At 73.1% G+C, this 21,325-nt stretch carries 16 protein-coding genes and 1 pseudogene; 13 read left to right on the top strand and 4 right to left on the bottom strand.

Annotated elements, in window-relative coordinates:
• Positions 1 to 75 precede the first annotated feature (75 nt).
• From ACFY3C_RS22435 to sucD, 7 genes are all read left to right on the top strand, one after another.
• Positions 76 to 1,206, top strand: a complete 1,131-nt coding sequence (locus ACFY3C_RS22435) for an AAA family ATPase (protein ID WP_390771978.1) — start codon at positions 76 to 78, stop codon at positions 1,204 to 1,206.
• Positions 1,203 to 3,689: a DUF5682 family protein gene (locus ACFY3C_RS22440; RefSeq protein WP_390771979.1), complete on the top strand. Its 2,487-nt coding sequence runs from the start codon at positions 1,203 to 1,205 to the stop codon at positions 3,687 to 3,689. The genes ACFY3C_RS22435 and ACFY3C_RS22440 overlap by 4 nt, the downstream gene beginning before the upstream one ends.
• Positions 3,690 to 3,700: 11 nt before the next feature.
• Positions 3,701 to 4,891 (top strand): VWA domain-containing protein, encoded by a 1,191-nt coding sequence (locus tag ACFY3C_RS22445; RefSeq protein WP_390771999.1) that lies wholly within the window; start codon positions 3,701 to 3,703, stop codon positions 4,889 to 4,891.
• 141 nt (positions 4,892 to 5,032) lie between these two features.
• The gene (locus ACFY3C_RS22450) at positions 5,033 to 5,797 is read left to right on the top strand and encodes a hypothetical protein (protein WP_390771980.1); all 765 of its coding nucleotides are present in this window, start codon (positions 5,033 to 5,035) and stop codon (positions 5,795 to 5,797) included.
• 136 nt (positions 5,798 to 5,933) lie between these two features.
• Positions 5,934 to 7,928, top strand: coding sequence for a hypothetical protein (locus ACFY3C_RS22455; protein ID WP_390771981.1), 1,995 nt, complete (start codon positions 5,934 to 5,936; stop codon positions 7,926 to 7,928).
• A gap of 427 nt (positions 7,929 to 8,355) precedes the next feature.
• A complete protein-coding gene (gene sucC / locus ACFY3C_RS22460) occupies positions 8,356 to 9,534 on the top strand; it encodes an ADP-forming succinate--CoA ligase subunit beta (RefSeq protein WP_386578396.1) in 1,179 nt (392 codons plus the stop codon).
• Positions 9,535 to 9,562: 28 nt separating this feature from the next.
• The gene (sucD, locus tag ACFY3C_RS22465) at positions 9,563 to 10,447 is read left to right on the top strand and encodes a succinate--CoA ligase subunit alpha (protein WP_386578397.1); all 885 of its coding nucleotides are present in this window, start codon (positions 9,563 to 9,565) and stop codon (positions 10,445 to 10,447) included.
• A gap of 91 nt (positions 10,448 to 10,538) precedes the next feature.
• Here sucD and ACFY3C_RS22470 read toward each other — a convergent pair whose 3' ends face one another.
• Positions 10,539 to 11,531: a helix-turn-helix domain-containing protein gene (locus ACFY3C_RS22470; protein WP_386578398.1), complete on the bottom strand. Its 993-nt coding sequence runs from the start codon at positions 11,529 to 11,531 to the stop codon at positions 10,539 to 10,541.
• A 99-nt stretch (positions 11,532 to 11,630) separates the two neighbouring features.
• On the opposite strand from ACFY3C_RS22470, the gene ACFY3C_RS22475 reads away from it, so the two are divergent.
• Positions 11,631 to 13,670: a DUF6350 family protein gene (locus ACFY3C_RS22475; protein WP_390771982.1), complete on the top strand. Its 2,040-nt coding sequence runs from the start codon at positions 11,631 to 11,633 to the stop codon at positions 13,668 to 13,670.
• 400 nt (positions 13,671 to 14,070) lie between these two features.
• Here ACFY3C_RS22475 and ACFY3C_RS22480 read toward each other — a convergent pair whose 3' ends face one another.
• Positions 14,071 to 14,811 (bottom strand): hypothetical protein, encoded by a 741-nt coding sequence (locus ACFY3C_RS22480; RefSeq protein ID WP_390771983.1) that lies wholly within the window; start codon positions 14,809 to 14,811, stop codon positions 14,071 to 14,073.
• Positions 14,812 to 15,094: 283 nt separating this feature from the next.
• Here ACFY3C_RS22480 and purN point away from each other — a divergent pair, with 283 nt between their 5' ends.
• Positions 15,095 to 15,733 carry a phosphoribosylglycinamide formyltransferase gene (purN, locus tag ACFY3C_RS22485; RefSeq protein WP_390771984.1) on the top strand — a complete coding sequence of 213 codons (639 nt, stop codon included), beginning with the start codon at positions 15,095 to 15,097 and terminating at the stop codon, positions 15,731 to 15,733.
• Complete coding sequence (gene purH / locus ACFY3C_RS22490) at positions 15,730 to 17,301, top strand: bifunctional phosphoribosylaminoimidazolecarboxamide formyltransferase/IMP cyclohydrolase (protein WP_390771985.1); 1,572 nt, start codon at positions 15,730 to 15,732, stop codon at positions 17,299 to 17,301. The genes purN and purH overlap by 4 nt, the downstream gene beginning before the upstream one ends.
• Positions 17,302 to 17,378: 77 nt before the next feature.
• Here the strand turns inward: purH and ACFY3C_RS22495 are convergent, their stop codons facing one another.
• Positions 17,379 to 17,960, bottom strand: coding sequence for an RDD family protein (locus ACFY3C_RS22495; RefSeq protein ID WP_390771986.1), 582 nt, complete (start codon positions 17,958 to 17,960; stop codon positions 17,379 to 17,381).
• Between the two features lie 253 nt (positions 17,961 to 18,213).
• On the opposite strand from ACFY3C_RS22495, the gene ACFY3C_RS22500 reads away from it, so the two are divergent.
• The 3 genes from ACFY3C_RS22500 to ACFY3C_RS22510 all read left to right on the top strand — a co-directional run bounded on the left by ACFY3C_RS22500 (position 18,214) and on the right by ACFY3C_RS22510 (position 21,229).
• Positions 18,214 to 19,068 (top strand): bifunctional methylenetetrahydrofolate dehydrogenase/methenyltetrahydrofolate cyclohydrolase, encoded by an 855-nt coding sequence (locus tag ACFY3C_RS22500; RefSeq protein ID WP_390771987.1) that lies wholly within the window; start codon positions 18,214 to 18,216, stop codon positions 19,066 to 19,068.
• Complete coding sequence (locus ACFY3C_RS22505) at positions 19,058 to 19,510, top strand: DUF3017 domain-containing protein (RefSeq protein WP_390771988.1); 453 nt, start codon at positions 19,058 to 19,060, stop codon at positions 19,508 to 19,510. The genes ACFY3C_RS22500 and ACFY3C_RS22505 overlap by 11 nt, the downstream gene beginning before the upstream one ends.
• Positions 19,511 to 20,035: 525 nt before the next feature.
• Positions 20,036 to 21,229: a DUF2690 domain-containing protein gene (locus ACFY3C_RS22510; RefSeq protein WP_386578406.1), complete on the top strand. Its 1,194-nt coding sequence runs from the start codon at positions 20,036 to 20,038 to the stop codon at positions 21,227 to 21,229.
• Here the strand turns inward: ACFY3C_RS22510 and ACFY3C_RS22515 are convergent.
• Positions 21,226 to 21,325 (bottom strand): annotated as a pseudogene (locus ACFY3C_RS22515) (IS481 family transposase); the annotation flags it as partial. The gene ACFY3C_RS22510 and the pseudogene ACFY3C_RS22515 sit on opposite strands and share 4 nt — an antisense overlap.

The following is a 21,325-nucleotide window of genomic DNA, read 5'->3' on the forward strand; positions in this document are numbered from 1 at the left end:
TCGGAGCGATTGTCAGTGGCGTGGTGCACGGTGGATGCCAGATCCGAACCGGCCGAGCTGGAGGGGGCCTCAGCCATGACTGTGTCCGTGGAACCGACGTCCGTCGAAGCGAGCGGGAGCAAGGGTTCGCAGGCGTTGCGACCGCACGCCGAGCACGCCTTCGCCGCCGAACTCGCGGCGCTGGCCGCGCAGGACGACCGCCCGCGCCCGGAGCGCTGGCAACTGTCGCCGTGGGCGGTGGCGACGTATCTGCTCGGAGGCACCCTGCCGGACGGCACCGTGATCACACCGAAGTACGTGGGCCCGCGCCGTCTAGTCGAGGTCGCCGTCACCACTCTCGCCACCGACCGCGCGCTGCTGCTGCTCGGCGTGCCCGGCACGGCCAAGACCTGGGTGTCGGAGCACCTGGCGGCCGCGGTCAGCGGCGACTCGACCCTGCTGGTGCAGGGCACGGCGGGCACGCCGGAGGAGGCGATCCGCTACGGCTGGAACTACGCGCAGTTGCTCGCGCACGGCCCCAGCCGCGACGCCCTGGTGCCCAGCCCCGTCATGCGGGCCATGGCCGACGGCATGACGGCCCGGGTGGAGGAGCTGACCCGCATCCCGGCCGACGTGCAGGACACGCTGATCACGATCCTGTCCGAGAAGACCCTGCCGATACCGGAGCTGGGCCAGGAGGTGCAGGCGGTCCGCGGCTTCAACCTCATCGCCACCGCCAACGACCGCGACCGGGGCGTCAACGACCTCTCCAGCGCGCTGCGCCGCCGCTTCAACACCGTGGTGCTGCCGCTGCCGGAGAGCGCCGACGCCGAGGTCGACATCGTCACGCGCCGCGTCGAGCAGATCGGCCGCTCCCTCGATCTGCCGGCCGTGCCCGACGGCATCGAGGAGATCCACCGGGTCGTGACGGTCTTCCGTGAGCTGCGCGACGGGATGACCGCCGACGGCCGGACGAAGCTGAAGTCGCCGAGCGGCACGCTGTCCACCGCCGAGGCGATCTCCGTCGTCACCAACGGCCTCGCACTGGCCGCCCACTTCGGTGACGGCGTGCTGCGCCCGGGCGACGTCGCCGCCGGCATCCTCGGCGCCGTCGTCCGCGACCCGGCGGCCGACCGCGTCATCTGGCAGGAGTACCTGGAGACGGTCGTCCGCGAGCGCGACGGCTGGAAGGACTTCTACCGGGCCTGCCGGGAGGTGAGCGTGTGAGCGACGACTCCACGTGGGGCAGGGCCCGTGCCTCCGGGCCGCTGCTGCTCGGTGTGCGGCACCACGGGCCCGGCTCCGCGCGTGCGGTGCGGGCCGCCCTGGAGGCCGCCCGGCCCGGTGTCGTACTGATCGAGGGGCCGCCGGAGGCCGACGCGCTGATCCCGCTCGCCGCCGACCCGGACATGCGGCCGCCGGTCGCCCTGCTCGGCCACGCCGTGGACGAGCCCGGCCGCTCGGCGTTCTGGCCGCTGGCCGAGTTCAGCCCCGAGTGGGTCGCGATCCGCTGGGCCCTCGAACAGGGCGTCCCGGCCCGCTTCATCGACCTGCCCGCCACACACACGCTGGCCTGGGAGCCCGAGCCGGTGGCGCTGTCCGACGAGGACGACAAGGGTGACGGGGACGACGGGAACGACAAGGGCGACGGGAACCACAAGGGCGCCGGGGACGACAGGGGCGACAAGTGCGGCGAGGGCGGTGAGGACGACGCGGACACCGAGGGCGACCCGGGTGCTGTGCGGGACCTGCGCGTCGACCCCCTCGCCGTGCTCGCCGAGGCCGCCGGGTACGACGATCCCGAGCGCTGGTGGGAGGACGTCGTCGAGCACCGGGGCCCGGGGCAGTCGGACCCCTTCGCGCCGTTCGCCGCACTGGAGGAGGCCATGACGGCGCTGCGGGAGCGCTACGGCGCCGGCGGGCGCCCCCGCGACCTGGTGCGGGAGGCTCACATGAGGCTCCAAGTGCGTGCCGCCCGCAAGGAGTTCGGGGATGCGGTGGCCGTGGTGTGTGGGGCGTGGCACGTGCCCGCACTGCGGGAGAAGACCGCCGTCACCGCGGACCGGGCGCTGCTGAAGGGGCTGCCCAAGGTCAAGGCCGACCTGACCTGGGTGCCGTGGACGCACCGCAGGCTGGCCCGGTCGAGCGGGTACGGCGCCGGGATCGACTCGCCGGGCTGGTACGGGCATCTGTTCCGGGCGCCGGACCGGCCGGTCGAGCGGTGGCTGACCAAGGTGGCGGGGCTGCTGCGCGAGGAGGACCGGATCGTCTCCTCCGCGCACGTCATCGAGGCGGTGCGGCTCGCCGGGACGCTCGCGGCCATGCGCGGCCGGCCGCTGCCCGGCCTGAGTGAGACCACCGACGCCGTGCGCGCGGTGATGTGCGACGGCTCGGACGTACCGCTGGCGCTGGTGCACGACCGGCTGGTGGTCGGGGACGTGCTGGGGGAGGTGCCGGAGGCGGCGCCCGCGGTGCCGTTGCAGCGCGACCTGGCCCGGGAGCAGCGCCGGCTGCGGCTCAAGCCGGAGGCGCTGGAGCGCGAGCTGGAGCTGGACCTGCGCAAGGAGACCGACGCCGGCCGCAGCAGGCTGCTGCACCGCCTGCGGCTGCTCGGCGTCGGCTGGGGCGAGCCGGCCGAGTCGCGGGGGAGTACGGGCACCTTCCGGGAGACCTGGCGGCTGCGCTGGGAGCCGGAGCTGTCGGTGCGGGTCGCCGAGGCGGGGGTGTGGGGGACGACCGTGCTCGCCGCGGCCACGGCGAGGGCGGAGGCGGAGGCGACCACCGCGGAAGCCCTCGCGGAGGTCACCGCGCTCGCCGAGCGCTGCCTGCTGGCCGGGCTGCCGGACGCGCTGCCGGTGGTGATGCGGGTGCTCGCCGACCGGGCGGCCCTCGACTCGGACGTCGGCCACCTCGCCCAGGCGCTGCCCGCCCTGGTCCGCTCGCTGCGCTACGGCGATGTGCGCGGCACCGACACCGGCGCGCTGGCCGGTGTCGCGGCGGGCCTCGCCGAGCGGGTCTTCGTCGGCCTCCCGCCGGCCTGCACCGCCCTGGACGCGGACGCGGCGGAGGAGATGCGCGGCCATGTCGACGCCGTGCACGGCGCCGTGGGACTCCTGGCGGAGACCCTGACCGGCACCTCGGACACCGGCCAGGGGGACCTGCGCGGCCGCTGGCGCTCCGTGCTGCGCACCCTGGCCCTGCGGGACACCGTGCCCGGTGTCGTACGGGGGCGGGCCGTCCGGCTGCTGCTGGACGACGGCGAACTGCGGCCCGAGGAGGCGGCCCGGCTGATGGGCCTGGTGCTCTCGCCGGGAACGCCGCCCGCCGACGCGGCCGCCTGGATCGATGGCTTCGTCGGCGGCGGGGGCGGCATGCTGCTGGTGCACGACGAGCGGCTGCTCGGCCTGGTCGATGACTGGCTGACAGGGGTGCCGGCGGAGGCGTTCACGGACGTACTGCCGCTGCTGCGGCGGACGTTCTCGGCGTACGAGTCCGGAGTGCGCAGAACCCTCGGCGAACTGGTGCGGCGCGGGCCCGGAGGGACCACCGGCCCGACGGCCCCGGCGGCCGGACCGCCCGGCTTCGCCGCCGAACCGGACACCGAGCGCGCGGACGCCGTGCTGCCGGTGGTGCGGCTGCTGCTCGGTCTGGACGCGGAGCAGGAGCACGCGGCACCTCACGACAACAGCCTTGCGGGGGTGGGCACATGACAGCCGAACCGATGACAGCCGAACCGATGGCGGCCGGGGCACCGGCCGAGTACGCCGACCCTGCGCGCGAACGGCTGCGGCGCTGGCGGCTGGTGCTCGGCGGCGACCAGGCCGACGGCACCGGATGCGCCCTGTCCGGCCGGGACGCGGCGATGGACGGCACGCTCACCGCGCTGTACGGCAAGGGGGACAAGCCGCAGACGGGGCGGGACCGTTCGGCGGGACTCGGTGCCTCGGCGCCGTCCGTGGCGCGCTGGCTCGGGGACATCCGCACCTACTTCCCGTCCTCCGTCGTCCAGGTCATGCAGCGCGACGCCATCGACCGGCTCGGGCTGGCCGCGCTGCTGCTGGAGCCGGAGATGCTGGAGGCGGTGGAGGCCGACGTGCACCTGGTCGGCACGCTGCTCTCGCTCAACAAGGCGATGCCGGAGACGACGAAGGAGACGGCACGGGCGGTCGTGCGCAAGGTGGTCGAGGACCTGGAGAAGCGCCTCGCCACCCGTACCCGGGCCACCCTCACCGGCGCCCTGGACCGCAGCGCGCGCATCAGCCGGCCGCGCCACCACGACATCGACTGGAACCGCACCATCGCGGCCAACCTCAAGCACTACCTGCCCGAGTACCGCACGATCGTGCCGGAGCGGCTCATCGGGTACGGGCGGGCCGCGCAGTCGGTGAAGAAGGAGGTCATCCTCTGCATCGACCAGTCGGGCTCGATGGCTGCGTCCGTGGTCTACGCGTCGGTGTTCGGGGCGGTGCTCGCCTCCATGCGGTCGATCGACACCCGGCTGGTCGTGTTCGACACGGCGGTCGTGGACCTCACCGACCAGCTGGACGACCCGGTCGACGTCCTCTTCGGCACCCAGCTCGGCGGCGGCACGGACATCAACCGGGCGCTCGCCTACTGCCAGTCGCAGATCACCCGGCCCGCCGAGACGGTGGTCGTGCTGATCAGTGACCTCTACGAGGGCGGCATCCGCAACGAGATGCTCAAGCGGGTCGCGGCGATGAAGGCGTCCGGGGTGCAGTTCGTGGCCCTGCTCGCACTGTCGGACGAGGGAGCGCCCGCCTACGACCGTGAGCACGCGGCCGCGCTCGGGGCGCTCGGCGCACCCGCCTTCGCCTGCACGCCCGACCTGTTCCCGGAGGTGATGGCGGCGGCGATCGAGAAGCGCCCGCTGCCCATACCGGACACCGCGTGACGGCGGGCCGGAAAAGGGACATGACTACCCATCGGTAATAGGGGGGTTGCGCTACCTCGGGCCGACCGTGCGAGGATCGAAGCCGCCGCCACCCCCCGCCGCGCCGACCGGAAGTCTCTCCTCTTGACCCTGCCAGCCACTGTGTTCGGTACCGCTGTGCGCGTGCTGCGTACGGCGGCCGGGCGGCGTGCGCTGCAACTGGCACTGCTGGTCGGCGGTTTGTTCCTGCTCGGGTTCCTCTGCGGCGAGCAGGCCCAGGCGGCCGAGCGGACTCCGGTGACCTCAGTGGTCCCGGTGACCGGGCACGAGGACACGGTACGAACCGTCACCGAACGGGTCGTCACCCCCGTACGGAAGGTCGTGCGGACGACCTCCCAGGCCCTCGAAGAGACGCGGGCCCAGGCGCGCGCGCTGCCCGCCGCGCCCTCCGTGCCGCTGCCGAAGCTTCCGGAGGTCCCGGAGGTCTCCGTGCCGCCCGTGTACCCGCTGCCCGCGCCGGTCACCCCGGAACCCGGGGCGGACGGGCACGACAGCGCGGCACCGGCGGCGGGCAAGGCCGACCGACCCGGCGCCGAGGCCCGTACCGCCGTCTCCGCACCGTCGCAGACCGCCATGTACGGACCGGACTTCACGCTCCCGGCGCAAGCCCCCCAGGCCCTGACGCACACCCCCGTGCACCGCGCCGCCGCGGCCGTCGACGCCCCCGCCCAGCCCGCGCCGACCGGAGACCCGGACGGCGTGCTCGGCAAGCAGGCGGCCGACGGCACCGCAACCCGCCACGGTGACGCGTACGCCGTCACCCGCGACGGCCGGGCGCCCCTGCGGCTCCTGCCCGGCACCACCGCGCGCGTCGACGCGCCCGGGACCCGGGAACGGCACCGGGACATCCCGGTCTTCCCCGGCTAGGCCAAGGGCCGACCTCCCCGCCACGGACCTGTCGCGCGGGGGCGGAACAGGTCTGCCCACTCCGCCGGACCCGCCGGCCTCCCCGGCGCCCTCCGGACGGAACCCCCTAGCCGTTTCCGAAGGACTTGACGCACGCATGAACAAGAACATCCGCCGCTCCATCGTGATAGCCGCCGGAGTCACCGGCGCCTGGGCCCTCGGCTCGGCCGTGGCCAGCGCCGACGAGCTGTCCACCCCTGCGGTCTCCGTACCCGACACCGAGAGCACCACCGGCACCCTCGGCGACACCGTCGACGGCGTCCTCACCGACGTCCACGACACCGTCTCCGGCGTGACCGGCACGGCCACCACGGCCGTCTCCGGCGCCGCGGCCAAGGCGCAGCAGCCGGCCCGGACCGTCACCGGCACCGCCGACCAGGCCCGCCGCTACGTCGACGCGAAGGTCCCGACCGCCGAGAAGATCAGGGGCGGCCAGGCCATCCAGGGCGCCCGGGCCGCCCGCGCCGCCCAGGCACAGACCGAGGCGCACGCGCAGGCGGCGGGCGCCCGGGCCACCACCGAGGCCGCCGCGGCGACCCACACGGCCACCCACCTGTCCGCGCCCGCCACGCCCGACACGCCCTCGGCTCCCACCCCGCAGGACGAGATCGACTACCTCTTCGGCCCCCTCGCCTCCTTCGCCCCCGAGGTGGAGCAGGCCCTGGCGGCCGCCCAGACCAAGCTGCAGGCCACCCAGGCCGCCGCGCGCCTGCGGGCCGCGGGGGTCCAGGGCACCGTGCGGACGACGGCACAGCAGACCGTGGCCGGGGCGCAGGGCCGTACCGCCGGTGCGGCCGCCCTCGCGGACGGCGAGGCGGCGCGGGTGACCGGCGCCGCCGAGGCCTCCGTCGCCGCCGTGCCCGCGCACGTCACCGGCACGGTCGCCGGTGTCGAGCAGCGGGTCGTCGGCACGGTGCGGGCGGTGCCGGGCACCGTCGCGCCCGTCGTGGACGAGACGACCGCCGCCGCCGTCCCGCCGGTGGCCTCCGCCGCCGTGGCCGGGGTGCTGCCGGTCGCCGACGAGGCGGTGGCGGGCGTCCTGCCGACCGCGGGGCATGCGGTCGGCGGCGTCCACGGCACCGCCTCGGGCGCCGTGACGGGCGCCCAGGGGACCGCCACCGGCACGGTGTCGGGCGTCCTGCCCACCGCCGGGTACGCGGTCGCGGGCGTGCAGGGCACCGCCGGGTACGCGGTGACCAGCGCGCAGGGCACCACCACGAGCGCTGTCGGGGGCGTGTACCGCACCGCCACGGACGCCGTGACCCAGGTGCACGGAGTCGCGACGGACGCCGTGTACGGCGTGGACGGGCTCGGTACGGGTGCCGTCGCCGATGTGCACGGGGTCGGTACGGGCGCCGTGGCAGGCGTCCACGGCGTTGCCACCGGCACCGTGGGCGATGTGCACGGGGTCGGTACGGGCGCCGTCGCCGACGTGCACGGCGTCGCCACCGGCGCCCTCGCCGACGCGCTGCCCCTCGCCGGCGGGGTCCTCGCGGACGTGCCGCCGTACGCCACCGGGCTGGGCGGCCAGGTGTCCCACGACGCCGTGGACACCGTGCTGCCGCCCGTCGCCGGGACCGCCGTGCACGGGGTCGTGCCGGTCGCCGGGCAGGCCGTGGCGGACGCGGGGACGCTCGCGTACGGCGTGGTGGGCGACGTGCACCCCTTCGCCGGCGGTGTCGTGGGCGCCGCACCGCCGCTCGCCCACGGGGTCACCGGGCAGACCGGTGCCTTCGCGGAGGGAGTGACCGGACAGGTGCCGCCGTTCACGGCGGGAGTCACCGGTGCCGTGCAGCCGTTCGCAGACATGATCACGGGGATCGTGTCGCCGGTCGTGGACGGTGTCGGCGGCAGCGCGAGCGGGCTGGCGTACGGCGTGGCGGGCGAGGCCGGCCCCTACGCGGGCGGTGTCGTCGGCGAGACCGCGCCCCTCACGCAGCAGGTCGGGCCGTTCGCGCAGGACCTCGCCGGGACCGCGCAGGTCACCGGCGGCCCGCTGGCCGGGCACGCCACCGCAGGGGCCGAGGGCGTCGCCCACTCCGTCACCCCGGGTTACGTCCAGGGTCTGGCGCACGGCCACGGCGTGCAGTAGGGCTGAGCGCCCACGCAAGCTCCGCGGGGGGCCGGGCACCCGGACGGCCGAACACCGACGGCCCGTCCGGCCGTATCCCCGCGGTACGGGGCGGGTGGTCCCCATTGGGGTGGGGATCAACCGCCCCGGGCCTCTCGGGGCCCGTCCAGAGGCCTCACCGGGTCAACCCCAGCCCGGTGAGGCCGCGCACATCACCCCGATCGCGGCACGCCGTGTCAGCAAACCCGGCATCATGTGACAGGTATCACCGCTCACGTGTGACCCTCGATTTAGGGAGCCCACGCAAGCGGCGATAACCTGCGAGACGGACATGCCGCGCGCTCGGACACCGTGTGCGCTTCCCTAGTGACAGCGGACGTCACGTTGCCCTTCGCGGCACGCCCACGCATCCAACGAACCGCGAGATCACTGATAGGGACGGAAGCGCGTGGACCTGTTCGAGTACCAGGCGAGGGACCTCTTCGCCAAGCACGATGTACCGGTGCTGGCCGGTGAAGTCATCGACACGCCTGAGGCGGCGCGCGAGATCACCGAGCGGCTGGGCGGCAAGTCCGTCGTCAAGGCGCAGGTGAAGGTCGGTGGTCGCGGCAAGGCCGGTGGCGTCAAGCTGGCCGCCTCCGCGGACGAGGCCGTCGCCCGGGCGACGGACATTCTCGGCATGGACATCAAGGGCCACACGGTCCACAAGGTCATGATCGCCGAGACCGCTCCGGAGATCGTCGAGGAGTACTACGTCTCCTTCCTCCTCGACCGTGCCAACCGCACCTTCCTCTCCATCGCCTCCGTCGAGGGCGGCGTGGAGATCGAGGAGGTGGCGGCCACCCGTCCGGAGGCCGTCGCCAAGACCGCGATCGACCCGATCGACGGCGTGGACGAGGCCAAGGCCCGCGAGATCGTCGCGGCCGCCAAGTTCCCGGCCGAGGTCGCCGACAAGGTGGCGAACGTCCTCGTCAAGCTGTGGGACACCTTCATCAAGTCGGACGCCCTCCTGGTCGAGGTCAACCCGCTCGCGAAGGTCGCCTCCGGCGAGGTCATCGCCCTCGACGGCAAGGTGTCGCTCGACGAGAACGCCGAGTTCCGCCACCCCGAGTACGAGGAACTGCACGACAAGGACGCGGCCAACCCGCTCGAGGCCGCCGCCAAGGCGAAGGGCCTCAACTACGTCAAGCTCGACGGCGAGGTCGGCATCATCGGCAACGGCGCGGGTCTCGTCATGAGCACCCTGGACGTCGTCGCCTACGCCGGTGAGAACCACGGTGGCGTCAAGCCCGCCAACTTCCTGGACATCGGCGGTGGCGCCTCCGCCCAGGTCATGGCGAACGGCCTGGAGATCATCCTGGGCGACCCGGACGTCAAGTCCGTGTTCGTCAACGTCTTCGGTGGCATCACCGCGTGTGACGAGGTCGCCAACGGCATCGTCCAGGCCCTGAAGCTCCTGGAGGACAAGGGCGAGGCGGTCACCAAGCCGCTCGTCGTCCGTCTCGACGGCAACAACGCCGAGCTGGGCCGCAAGATCCTCTCCGACGCCGACCACCCGCTGGTGCAGCGCGTCGACACCATGGACGGCGCGGCCGCGAAGGCCGCCGAGCTGGCCGCCGCCAAGTAAGCACCGAGGACGAGGACATCAAGACACCATGGCTATCTGGCTCAACAAGGACAGCAAGGTCATCGTCCAGGGCATGACCGGCTCGACGGGCATGAAGCACACCAAGCTCATGCTCGGCGACGGCACGCACGTCGTCGGTGGCGTGAACCCGCGCAAGGCGGGTACGACCGTGGACTTCGACGGCACCGAGGTACCCGTGTTCGGCACGGTCGCCGAGGCCATCGAGAAGACCGGCGCCAACGTCTCCGTCATCTTCGTGCCGGAGAAGTTCACCAAGGACGCGGTCGTCGAGGCCATCGACGCCGAGATCCCGCTGGCCGTCGTGATCACCGAGGGCATCGCCGTGCACGACACGGCCGCCTTCTGGGCGTACGCCGGCAAGAAGGGCAACAAGACTCGCATCATCGGCCCGAACTGCCCCGGCATCATCACCCCGGGCCAGTCGAACGTCGGCATCATCCCGGGCGACATCACGAAGCCGGGCCGCATCGGCCTGGTCTCGAAGTCCGGCACGCTGACGTACCAGATGATGTACGAGCTGCGTGACATCGGCTTCTCGACGGCCGTCGGCATCGGTGGCGACCCGATCATCGGCACCACGCACATCGACGCCCTGGCCGCGTTCCAGGACGACCCCGACACCGACCTGATCGTCATGATCGGTGAGATCGGTGGCGACGCCGAGGAGCGCGCGGCCGCGTTCATCAAGGAGAACGTGACCAAGCCGGTCGTCGGCTACGTCGCGGGCTTCACCGCGCCCGAGGGCAAGACCATGGGCCACGCCGGCGCCATCGTCTCCGGTTCGTCCGGCACCGCCCAGGCGAAGAAGGAGGCCCTCGAGGCCGCGGGCGTCAAGGTCGGCAAGACCCCGACCGAGACGGCGAAGCTGGCCCGGGAGATCCTGAGCGCCTGAGCCTCTCGGCTGCACGCAGGCAGGCCCGCCCCGTTCGCCGGGGCGGGCCTGCCTGCGTTTTCGCTCGCCGCGCCGGGTGCGGCCACGCGGCTCAACGTGCCGTCGGCGCGAGGCGCTCCGGGCCGTTGGACTCCGCCCGGTGCAGCTTCGCTCGCAGAGCCTGTTCCTCCCATGACAGCGGGCCCATGGCCGGCAGCGGCGGAACCCCCTGTACCGCCTGGGCCGGGGCGATCGGTGGCTCGTAGTGGGTGGGCGCCGTGCGCAGGGTCAGGGCCGTCGAGCCGATGATCGCGACCGTGAAGGCGATGGCCGCCCGTGTCCAGAACACGTTCCGGCGTTCGCCGACCGTGCGCACCTTGGGCGGCTTGGCGGCGCGCAGGTGCTCTCTCGAGGCCAGTTCCAGGAGCCGTCGGTGCAGTGCGGCGGGGTCGGCCAGTTCCGGGACGTGCTCGGCCACGGCTGCCCGGGCGCGGGTCAGCCGGCCGGCCGCGGCCGGGGTGCTCGCCTCCGTCTCCGCCGCCGTCTCCGGCAGGTCGAGGCCGACACCGTCGTACAGGATGAGCGTGCGCCGGTACGACGGCGGGAGCTTGAGCAGCGCGTGCAGCAGTGCCCGGTCGGCCGGGTCGGCGGGCGGGGGTTCGGGGGACCGGTAGCGCGGGCGGAAGGAGTGCCAGGGGGAGAGGGCGTACTCGTAGGCCATCGCCCGGACCCAGCCGCCCGGGTCCCGGTCCTGGGCCACCTCGGGCCAGCGCTGCCAGGCGAGTTGGAAGGCCCGCTCCACGGCCTCTCCGGCCAGCTCCCGGCGCCCGGTGAGCAGGTACGTCTGGCGTACGAGGGCGGGGGCGCAGAACGCGTAGAGCGCGTCGAAGGTCTGAGTGGGAGTCAGTGCGTCACCGGTCAGCAGGCGGGCGTACGCCTCGCCCTCCTGGCCGCTCGGGGTGCTGCGCCCGCTCTCCCACGAGCGGACCGTGGCCCGGCTGACGCCTACGTGTGTGGCGACCTGAGCCTGCGTCAGCGAGCGGGATTCGCGCAGCTGTCGGCGTTCCTTCGGTGGTGGCAGCGAGCCGGCGGGGATCTCCGTCACAGTACCTCACCCCTTCATACGAAAAAGTACATAAACATATATTGAGCGACACATCGGTGGATCGGCTGTTACGACGGGAAAGCGCGTGTCGTTGGGAGCATGGCGGGCGTGACGCTGATGACCGCTCGCCGACCGTCGTTGTCGCTGCTGCTGCACCGGATGCGCGACCGCTCGCCCGGGCTGGGCGCGAGCCTGCTGGGTGGTGCGGTCGCCGCCGGGCTCGGGCTCGGCTCGCTCGCCGTGCTCGTCCTGGCGCTGTGGGTCAGCTCGCCGTACCCCGACAGCGGCCCGGCCGGCGCGCTGCACATCGCCGCCGCGCTGTGGCTGCTGGGGCACGGTGTCGAACTGGTCCGCACCGACACGCTCTCCGGCGCGCCCCAGCCGGTCGGCGTGACCCCGCTGCTGCTGCTCGCACTGCCGGTGTGGCTGCTGTACCGGGCGGCGCGGGACGCGGCGGACGCGTCCGCCGAACCCGACGCCCCGCCACCGGTCCCGGCGCACACGGTGTGGACGGGGGCGGTCCTCGGCTACCTCGGCGTCGGCGTCGCGGCCGCGCTGTACTGCTCGGGCGGCGAACTGCGTCCCGTGTGGGGCGGGGTGACGGTATGTCTGCCGCTCGTCGCGGCGAGCGCGGCGGGAGCCGGGGTGTGGTCGGCGTACGGCCGTCCGCGCGAGCCCGTGCTCGGTGTGCTGCTGATGCTGCCGGGGTCGGTGCGGCGGCTGCTGTTCGGGTCGGACGTGCGGGCGCGGCTGGGTACGGCCGTACGGGCCGCCCTGGCCGGGACGACGGTGCTCTTCGGGGGCGGGTCGCTGCTGCTCGGCGTCTCGCTGGTCCTGCACGGCACGGCCGCCCGGACGTCCTTTCTGCAGCTGACGGACGGCTGGACCGGTCGGTTCGCCGTCCTGCTGCTCGGCATCGCGCTGATCCCCAACGCGGCGGTGTGGTCGGCGTCCTACGCCCTCGGCCCCGGCTTCGCCCTCGGCACCGGGCACCTCGTGCACCCGCTCGCCTCGGACCCCGCCCCGCTGCTGCCCCCGTTCCCGCTGCTCGCGGCGGTACCGGACGCGGGCGCCGGAACGCCGCTGAACTGGACGGTGGGAGTGGTGCCGGTGGCGGCCGGGGTGACGGTCGCCTGGTTCGTGGGGCGGGGGGCAGTGGGGCGTGTGGAGCCTGCGGCGCAGGGGGAGCCGAGGGCACCCTGGCGGGTCAGACGGACCGCCGGAGTGCTCGTGCTGTCGGCGCTCCTCTGCGGGGCGATCCTCGCCCTTCTCGCCCTCCTGGCCGGCGGCCCGCTGGGCGTGGCCGCGCTGGCCGACTTCGGCCCGCTGTGGTGGCAGAGCGGGGGAGCGGCCGCGCTCTGGCTGACGGCGGCGGGGATGCCAGTGGCACTGCCGGTACAGGCGTGGCGGCTGTGGGCTGCGCGGCGGACGCGGGGCACGATTCCGGCGCAGGGGACGGAGCCGGGGCGCAAGCGGCCGACGGACACGGGGAAGAGGGCGACGGGGGAGGAAGCGAAGGCGACGGCCAAGGAGTCTGTGAAGGAAGCTCTGAAGGAGGTGGCCGAGGAGTCCGCAAAGGCTTCTTCAAAGGCCGCCGCGAAGGAGCAGACGAAGGAAACGCGGGGGAAGACGACCAAGGCCGGGAAGGCGCCGAAGACCCGCGACCACCAGGAAGACCCCCCGTCCCCCCTCACCCAGCCCGACGAGGACGAGAGGTACGACGTCCTGCCCGCCGCCGACCCGTTCCCCTCGGCCTGGCACGACGACGTGGCCCGAGCCACCCGCTGGGCAGCCCTGCGAGCAGCGTCGACCCCCATGGACTCCCCCGACTCCCCCACCGACCAGCCCGCCACACCCAGCTGGCCACCCCTGCAAGAACCGTCACCCCCGCCGACCGCCCCCACACCCATGCCGGAGCCCTTGCCACCGCTGACCGACCACGCACCCGCACCGGATCCGTCGCCCGCACGGGTCGCCCCCGCCCCCATGCCGGAGCCTTTGCCGCCGCTGGTCGACCGCTCACCCGCACTGGATCCGTCGCCCGCGCCGGTCGCCCCTTCACCCGTACCGGAGCCCCCGCCCCCCACGGACGCCCATCACCAGCCCACCGAACCCCCCGACACGGAATCCGCCCGCTGAGCCCGCGACCGGGAAAGCCACCCGCTGAGCCCCCGCCAGGGAGCCGCCTGCCGAGCCCCCGGCTGGGAAAGTCGCCCGCTGAGCCCTGGCTCGCGAGCGGCGCCAAGCCCCCGCTCGGAAGCCGCCTGCCGAACCCGGCTGGGAAAGACACTGCCTCAGCCCTGGTTCGGTAGCCGCGCGCCAAGCCCCCGCAAGGAAGCCACCCGCCGAACCACTGGGAAAGCTGCCCGCCCCCGCAAGGAAGCCGCCCGCCGAACCCCCGACCGGGAAAGCCGCCCGCTGAGCCCTGGCTCAGAAGCCGCCCGCCAAGCCCCGCTCCGAAGCCGCCCGCAGAACCCCGACCGGGAAAGCCACCCGCCAAGCCCCCGCAAGGAAGCCCCCCGTCAAACCCCCGGAGGGCCTACTCGTTGCCGACCCCCAGTACGCCCCGCAGCTCCTTGGGCAGTAGTTGCTCGCAGGACTGCTTGGCCTCGTGGGTCAGGGCGTCGCCGACGCAGGTGTAGTAGTCGCGGTAGACCAGCTGGACCGCGAAGGTCGTGGCCACCAGGGCGAGGGCCAGGGAGGCCGTGACCAGGCCGCCGATCGCCGCCGTGGTCTGCGGACGGGGGCCCGGGGCGGGCGCCGGGGCGTTCGGGTCGGCGGGGCGGGGCTTGGCGCGCAGGGCGCTGATGCCCCAGTACAGGGCCAGCGCGCCCAGCAGCAGGGCCACGTAGGGCCAGCTGAAGAGGGCGAAGAAGACGGCCCATATGCCGGACAGGAGTGCGTAGCGCGCGCGGCGCTGGGCCGGGTCCGTCGGGTCCCAGCGCATGCCGGGGCCGGCCGGGCCGCCCGGGCCCTCGGGGCCGCGGCCGGGCCGCTCGCCGAAGCCGCCCGGGGAGCGGCCGGGCTGGCGGTCGCTCCACTGGGTGCCCGAGGGGCCCTCGGGGTGGCGCGGCTGCCACGGCTTGTCGGGGGTGCCCTCCGGCGGCGGCGCGAACGGGTTGTCGTCCTGCTGCTCGCCGCCGCGTCCGTCGCCGTCCCGCCCGCCCTGGGGCGCCTGGGGCGGCGAGGCCGGCCGCTCCCGCAGCAGCACGGCGCCACGCTCGCCTCCCTGGGCCGGGCGCGGCGGGAACGTGAGGAGTCGCAGGCTGCGATCGGGCATCAAAAGAACGTCTTCCCCTAGGCGAATACGGCGGTCCGACGTGAGCTTCCACCCCGTGAAACGCACCGCACGACGACCGCGTTCCCGAGGCTGCTCCTTCGTGATTCCTACCGAACGCTACCTTCCGGCCACGCCCCCGTCCCGAGGGGGCCTTCCGGAGTGCCGGTATCGTTGCTGACGGCCGGCCGCTTCGTAGACTTCCCCGTATCCGGGGGTGCGAAGCATTCGTACGACTGTACAAACGCCGGCCGGACACAACGCTTCCCCGAGAAAGGGCCCCACCGTGGCCGCCACCCCCGCTGGCCGAGCGGTCAAGCGCCTTGTCGTGCTGGTCTCCGGATCCGGCACCAACCTGCAGGCGCTGCTGGACGAGATCGAGCGCACCGGAGCCGAGTCGTACGGCGCGCGGATCGTCGCCGTCGGGGCCGACCGCACCGGCATCGAGGGGCTCGCCCGAGCCGAGCGGGCCGGGCTGCCGACCTTCGTGTGCCGGGTGAAGGACTTCGGGACGCGCGAGGAGTGGGACGCCGCCCTGGCCGAGTCCGTGGCCGCGCACGAACCCGACCTCGTGGTCTCCGCCGGGTTCATGAAGATCGTCGGGAAGGAATTCCTCGCGCGGTTCGGCGGGCGGTTCGTCAACACGCACCCCGCCCTGCTGCCCAGTTTTCCCGGGGCCCACGGCGCGCGGGACGCACTCGCGTACGGCGTCAAGGTCACCGGCTGCACCGTCCACTTCGTCGACGACGGCGTCGACACCGGGCCGATCATCGCTCAGGGCGTGGTCGAGGTCCGGGACGAGGACGACGAGAGCGCGCTGCACGAGCGCATCAAGGAAGTCGAGCGAAGGCTGCTCGTCGAGGTCGTGGGGCGGCTCGCCCGCAACGGCTATCGCATTGAGGGACGAAAGGTAGTTATCCAGTGACCGCCACCGCCGAGAGCACCAAGCGGCCCATTCGCCGGGCGCTCGTCAGCGTCTACGACAAGACCGGGCTCGAAGACCTCGCGCGCGGGCTGCACGAGGCCGGTGTCGAGCTCGTCTCCACCGGGTCCACGGCCGGCCGTATCGCCGCCGCCGGTGTCCCCGTGACCAAGGTCGAGGAGCTGACCGGCTTCCCCGAGTGCCTGGACGGCCGGGTCAAGACCCTGCACCCCAGGGTGCACGCGGGCATCCTCGCCGACCTGCGTCTGGACAGCCACCGCGAGCAGCTCGCCGAGCTGGGTGTCGAGCCGTTCGACCTGGTCGTGGTGAACCTCTACCCGTTCCGGGAGACCGTCGCCTCCGGCGCCTCGCCCGACGAGTGCGTGGAGCAGATCGACATCGGCGGCCCGTCGATGGTCCGTGCCGCCGCCAAGAACCACCCCTCCGTCGCCGTGGTCACCAGCCCGGAGCGGTACGCCGACGTCCTCGCCGCGGTCGCGGCCGGCGGCTTCGACCTCGCCACCCGCAAGCGGCTGGCCGCCGAGGCCTTCCAGCACACGGCCGCCTACGACGTGGCCGTGGCCTCCTGGTTCGCGTCCGCATACGCGCCCGTCGACGACTCTCCGTTCCCCGACTTCCTGGGCGCCACCTGGGAGCGCGAGAACACTCTGCGCTACGGCGAGAACCCGCACCAGCCCGCCGCCCTGTACGTCGACGCCGCCGGCGCCGGTCTGGCCCAGGCCGAGCAGCTGCACGGCAAGGAGATGTCGTACAACAACTACACGGACACGGACGCCGCCCGCCGTGCCGCGTACGACCACGACGAGCCGTGTGTCGCGATCATCAAGCACGCCAACCCCTGCGGCATCGCGGTCGGCGCGGACGTCGCCGAGGCGCACCGCAAGGCGCACGCCTGTGACCCGCTGTCCGCGTTCGGCGGCGTCATCGCCGTGAACCGCCCGGTCAGCAAGGAGATGGCCGAGCAGGTCGCGGAGATCTTCACCGAGGTGATCGTCGCGCCCGGCTACGAGGACGGGGCCCTGGAGGCCCTCACCAAGAAGAAGAACATCCGGGTCCTGAAGGCCGCGACCGGCCCGGCCAACCCGGTCGAGGTCAAGCCGATCGACGGCGGCGTGCTGCTGCAGGAGACCGACCGGCTCCAGGCCGAGGGCGACGACCCGGCCAACTGGACGCTGGCGAGCGGTGCGGCGCTCTCCGCCGACGAGCTGGCCGAGCTGGCCTTCGCCTGGCGGGCCTGCCGCGCGGTGAAGTCCAACGCGATCCTGCTCGCCAAGGACGGCGCCTCCGTCGGCGTGGGCATGGGCCAGGTCAACCGGGTCGACTCCGCGAAGCTGGCGGTCGAGCGGGCCGGTGCCGAGCGCGCCGAGGGCTCGTACGCCGCTTCGGACGCGTTCTTCCCGTTCCCGGACGGCCTGGAGGTCCTGACCGCGGCGGGCGTCAAGGCCGTGGTCCAGCCGGGCGGTTCGGTCCGTGACGAGCTGGTCGTGGAGGCCGCGAAGAAGGCGGGCGTCACCATGTACTTCACGGGCACGCGCCACTTCTTCCACTGATCCCGCAGGGCCACGCAAAGCGGCCTCCGGTTCCCTTCGCAGGGGGCCGGAGGCCGCTTTCCGTTCAGGCGCTCAGCTCAGTTGGAGCGGATGACGATCGAGCCGCAGACCTTGTCGGCGAACGTCTGGCGCTTGGCGTCCCAGGCCGGCCACAGGTAGCCGAGGTAGCAGGGCAGGCCGTCCAGGATGTGGGCCAGCTGGCGCACGAACGCCATGCCACCGCCGAGCGGCTGCCCGGTCTCCTCCTTGAGCGTGCGGATGCCCAGCGCCTTCTTGCCGACGGTCTGGCCGGTCTTGCCCTCCATGATGACCTGCCAGACGAACAGGCCGATCAGGGCGAGGAAGCCGATGATGGAGAGGATCGGGGCGTTCTTGGCACCCGCGACCGTGATGCCGTAGGGCACCGCGTACAGCAGGCTGTCGAGCAGCCGGGCCAGGAAGCGCTGTCCCCAGTTCGCGTACGTCGGCTGCATGCCGTAGCCGGCCTGCTGCGGGTAGCCCGGGTAGCCGCCCTGGGGCGCCTGCGGGTAGCCGTAGCTCTGCTGCTGCGGGACGCCCTGCGGGGCCTGCGGGTAGCCGGGCTGCTGCTGCGGGTAGCCGTAGCCCTGCTGCTGCGGATCCTGCGGCTGACCGTACGGGTTGGGCGAGCCGAAACTCATGGCGGATTTCCTCCGTTGACACTGCGGGGACTACGCGGAAGGAACGGAGGAACGTCAGGATTTGAGCGGCTTGCCCCCCAACCGGACCGCGATACTGCGCCGCTCATGGTTGTAGGAAAGGCCGATTGTTGTCCAGCCGGATTCGCAAGGTGTTGTGCAAGTGCAACATCATCGATCAAGCGGGGGACGCGGGGAACCGGCCCAGGCGGCCCCGGATTGGAACCGGGACCGGGTCATCCGCGAGGATGGTGTCATGACCGCCCAGATTCTCGATGGCAAGGCCACCGCAGCCGCGATCAAGTCCGATCTGACCGCCCGCGTGGCGGCGCTGAAGGAGAAGGGCTTCACGCCCGGCCTCGGCACGATCCTGGTCGGGGACGACCCCGGCAGCCAGAAGTACGTCGCCGGCAAGCACCGCGACTGCGCCCAGGTCGGCCTCGCCTCCATCCAGCGCAAGCTGCCCGCCACGGCCACCCAGGAGGAGATCGAGGCGGTCGTCCGCGAGCTGAACGAGGACCCGGCCTGCACCGGCTACATCGTCCAACTCCCGCTGCCCAAGGGCATCGACGAGAACCGCATCCTGGAGATGATGGACCCGGCCAAGGACGCCGACGGCCTGCACCCGATGAACCTCGGCCGTCTCGTCCTGAACGAGTCGGCGCCGCTGCCCTGCACCCCCAACGGCATCCTGACCCTGCTGCGCCGCCACGGCGTGGAGATCAAGGGCGCCGAGGTCGTGGTGGTCGGCCGGGGCGTGACGATCGGCCGCCCGATGCCGCTGCTGCTCACCCGGCGCAGCGAGAACGCCACCGTGACCCAGTGCCACACCGGCACCCGTGATCTGTCCGCCCACCTCAAGCGGGCCGACATCATCATCGCCGCGGCCGGTGTCCCGCACCTGATCCGCGCCGAGGACGTCAAGCCGGGCGCGGCCGTCCTGGACGTCGGCGTCTCCCGCAACGCCGAAGGCAAGATCGTCGGTGACGTCCACCCGGACGTGGCCGAGGTGGCCGCCTGGATCTCCCCGAACCCGGGCGGTGTGGGCCCGATGACCCGGGCGCAGCTGCTGGTCAACGTGGTCGAGGCGGCGGAGCGCAGTGCCGGCTGAGGACACCCACTCCAGCACCGGGCCGGCCGCCTCCGACGCCGGCGGGGACCCGAAGCGGACCACGCGTCGCTTCCCGCGGTTCACCAGGGACACCGCACGCCCGGAGGGCGGCGGCCGGGCCGCGCCCGGCAACGCTCCGGCGCCCGCCCGGCAGTGGCCGATGCTCGCCGTCGTCGGCCTGGTGGCCATCGGCCTGCTGGTGATCACGCTGGACACGCTCCGCCCGGGGACGCTGCTCATCGGCGTCGCGCTGCTGGGCGGCGCGGTGCTGCGCTGGCTGCTGCCGGACGTCGGCATGCTCGCGGTGCGCTCCCGCTTCACGGACGTCGTCACCTACGGCGTCCTGGGTCTGGTGATCGTCCTGCTGGCGTTGATGATCCAGCCCGCCCCGCTGCTGAAGCTCTCGTTCCTGAAGGACATCCTGCACTTCACGCTCAAGTAGCGGCTCCGGTACGGCCGCAGGCCCGCGCCTCCCTTGGGGGCGCGGGCGGAACGGCGGCCCGTCCCCTCCCCCGAGCAAGGACGAACCGCCGTCGGGATCCAGCCTTCCCTCCATGAACTGCCTGTTCAACGGCTGTCCGTGCGCTGTGGCACGGAAGTGACCGTTCCGCTACGGTGTCCGCGCACTGCCACATGTGTGCCCGCCGTGTCGATGTGTTGACAGTTCGGAGACACGTCACGAGAGCTCCGCGGAACCGGGCTAACGTGTCCAAGGCGTCCAATCGGGACGGTCCGGTGGACTGTGGGGCGGTCGGCGTGCGACGGTGCACAACCGGCGGGAGCGATGCTCCTGTGCGCCCCCACTCCTGGAACTGGGATCCTTAGTCAGCGCATCCCTGTGGGTAGTCAGAGGGGGCCGCGCCGGGGGGACCGGACCGGCGCGAGGGTCACGTGCGGGGAACGGCGCGGGGAACCATCAGCACCAACCGGGGGGAATGAGGGGGAAGCAATGCCTCGATGGAAAGCCTTGCCGGACGAGCTGGATCCGCAGATCAAGGAGTTCACCAGCCAGGTACGGCGCCTCGTGGACCGCAGCGGTCTGAGCATCGCGGCGCTGGCCGACCGGACCGGCTACAGCAAGACGTCCTGGGAGCGTTACCTGGGTGGCCGGCTGCTCGCGCCCAAGGGCGCGGTCGTCGCGCTCGCCGAGGTCACCGGCACCAACCCGGTCCATCTCACCACCATGTGGGAGCTGGCCGAACGCGCCTGGAGCCGCGCGGAGATGCGGCACGACCGGACCATGGAGCAGATTCGTATCGCCCAGGCACGTGCCGCTCTCGGGGAGTTCGGGGCGGCCGAGGCCGAGGGTGCGAGCGGCACCAGGACGGCCGGCAGAGGCACCGGCACCGCCGTTACCCCGGGCATCGCCGGCCCGGCGGGCGTCTCACCGACGATCCCGCCGCAGCCGACGGCTTCGGACGCCGACGAGCGGGAGAACGCGGACCGCGGTGCGGCCCCCGAGGTCAACTCCTGGGGGCTGGCGGGCTATGAGGGTCCGTCGAAGGCGAGTCGCCAGCCCAGTGCCGCAGCTGATGTCGGTGCCGGTTCCGATGCGCGTCCCGCCACCTCGCCGGAGGGCCCGGGCCGGACCCCGGGCACCCCGAACCCGTACGACGGGCAGCCACAGGGGGCGCGGCCCGGCGGCGGCACCCCCGCCAAGGGGGCCGGGCGCAAGGGGCGGCTGACGATGTTCCTCGCGGGTGTCGTCGGTGTCCTCGTCGTCGTCGCGGCCGTCTACTTCTTCATCAACCCGGGCAAGGGCACCAAGCACGAGGGTGCCGCCAAGTCGCCGTCCCCGACGGCCAGCAGCAACCCCAGCCTGCCCGCCGGGGTCAAGTGCAGTGGCACCGCCTGCAACGGCAAGGACGCGGAGGCGATGGGCTGCAGCGGCGACCTGGTGACCACCGCCAAGACCGCCACCGTCGGCACCACCACCCTGGAGGTCCGCTACAGCAAGACCTGCGGCGCCGCCTGGGGACGGATCACCGGCGCCGCCCAGGGCGACCAGGTTCAGCTCTCCGTGGGCAAGCTCCGCCAGACGGGTGACATCACCGACGTAGGCGACGCCATCGCCTACACGCCGATGGTCGCCGTGAAGGACGCGGCCGAGGCCAAGGCCTGCGCGACCCTCGCCTCCGGGCGGAAGGGGTGCACGAACTAGGTGTATTGACCCGCAGCGTTGTTCACGCGGCTGATCGGTGGCTGGCCGCCGAGTGCGGTGTGGCAGCGGTGGTGGTTGTAGGTGTGGAGGAATTCT

The organism is Streptomyces sp. NPDC001410, from assembly GCF_042895235.1.
Lineage (GTDB): Bacteria > Actinomycetota > Actinomycetes > Streptomycetales > Streptomycetaceae > Streptomyces.

Bases quoted from the DNA above. Each gene is read 5' to 3' on its own strand.
- ACFY3C_RS22435 (WP_390771978.1), top strand. From the start codon at position 76: ATGACTGTGTCCGTGGAACCGACGTCCGTCGAAGCGAGCGGGAGCAAG.
- ACFY3C_RS22445 (WP_390771999.1), top strand. From the start codon at position 3,701: ATGACAGCCGAACCGATGGCGGCCGGGGCACCGGCCGAGTACGCCGAC.
- ACFY3C_RS22455 (WP_390771981.1), top strand. From the start codon at position 5,934: ATGAACAAGAACATCCGCCGCTCCATCGTGATAGCCGCCGGAGTCACC.
- sucD (WP_386578397.1), top strand. From the start codon at position 9,563: ATGGCTATCTGGCTCAACAAGGACAGCAAGGTCATCGTCCAGGGCATG.
- ACFY3C_RS22475 (WP_390771982.1), top strand. From the start codon at position 11,631: ATGGCGGGCGTGACGCTGATGACCGCTCGCCGACCGTCGTTGTCGCTG.
- ACFY3C_RS22480 (WP_390771983.1), bottom strand. From the start codon at position 14,811: ATGCCCGATCGCAGCCTGCGACTCCTCACGTTCCCGCCGCGCCCGGCC.
- ACFY3C_RS22495 (WP_390771986.1), bottom strand. From the start codon at position 17,960: ATGAGTTTCGGCTCGCCCAACCCGTACGGTCAGCCGCAGGATCCGCAG.
- ACFY3C_RS22500 (WP_390771987.1), top strand. From the start codon at position 18,214: ATGACCGCCCAGATTCTCGATGGCAAGGCCACCGCAGCCGCGATCAAG.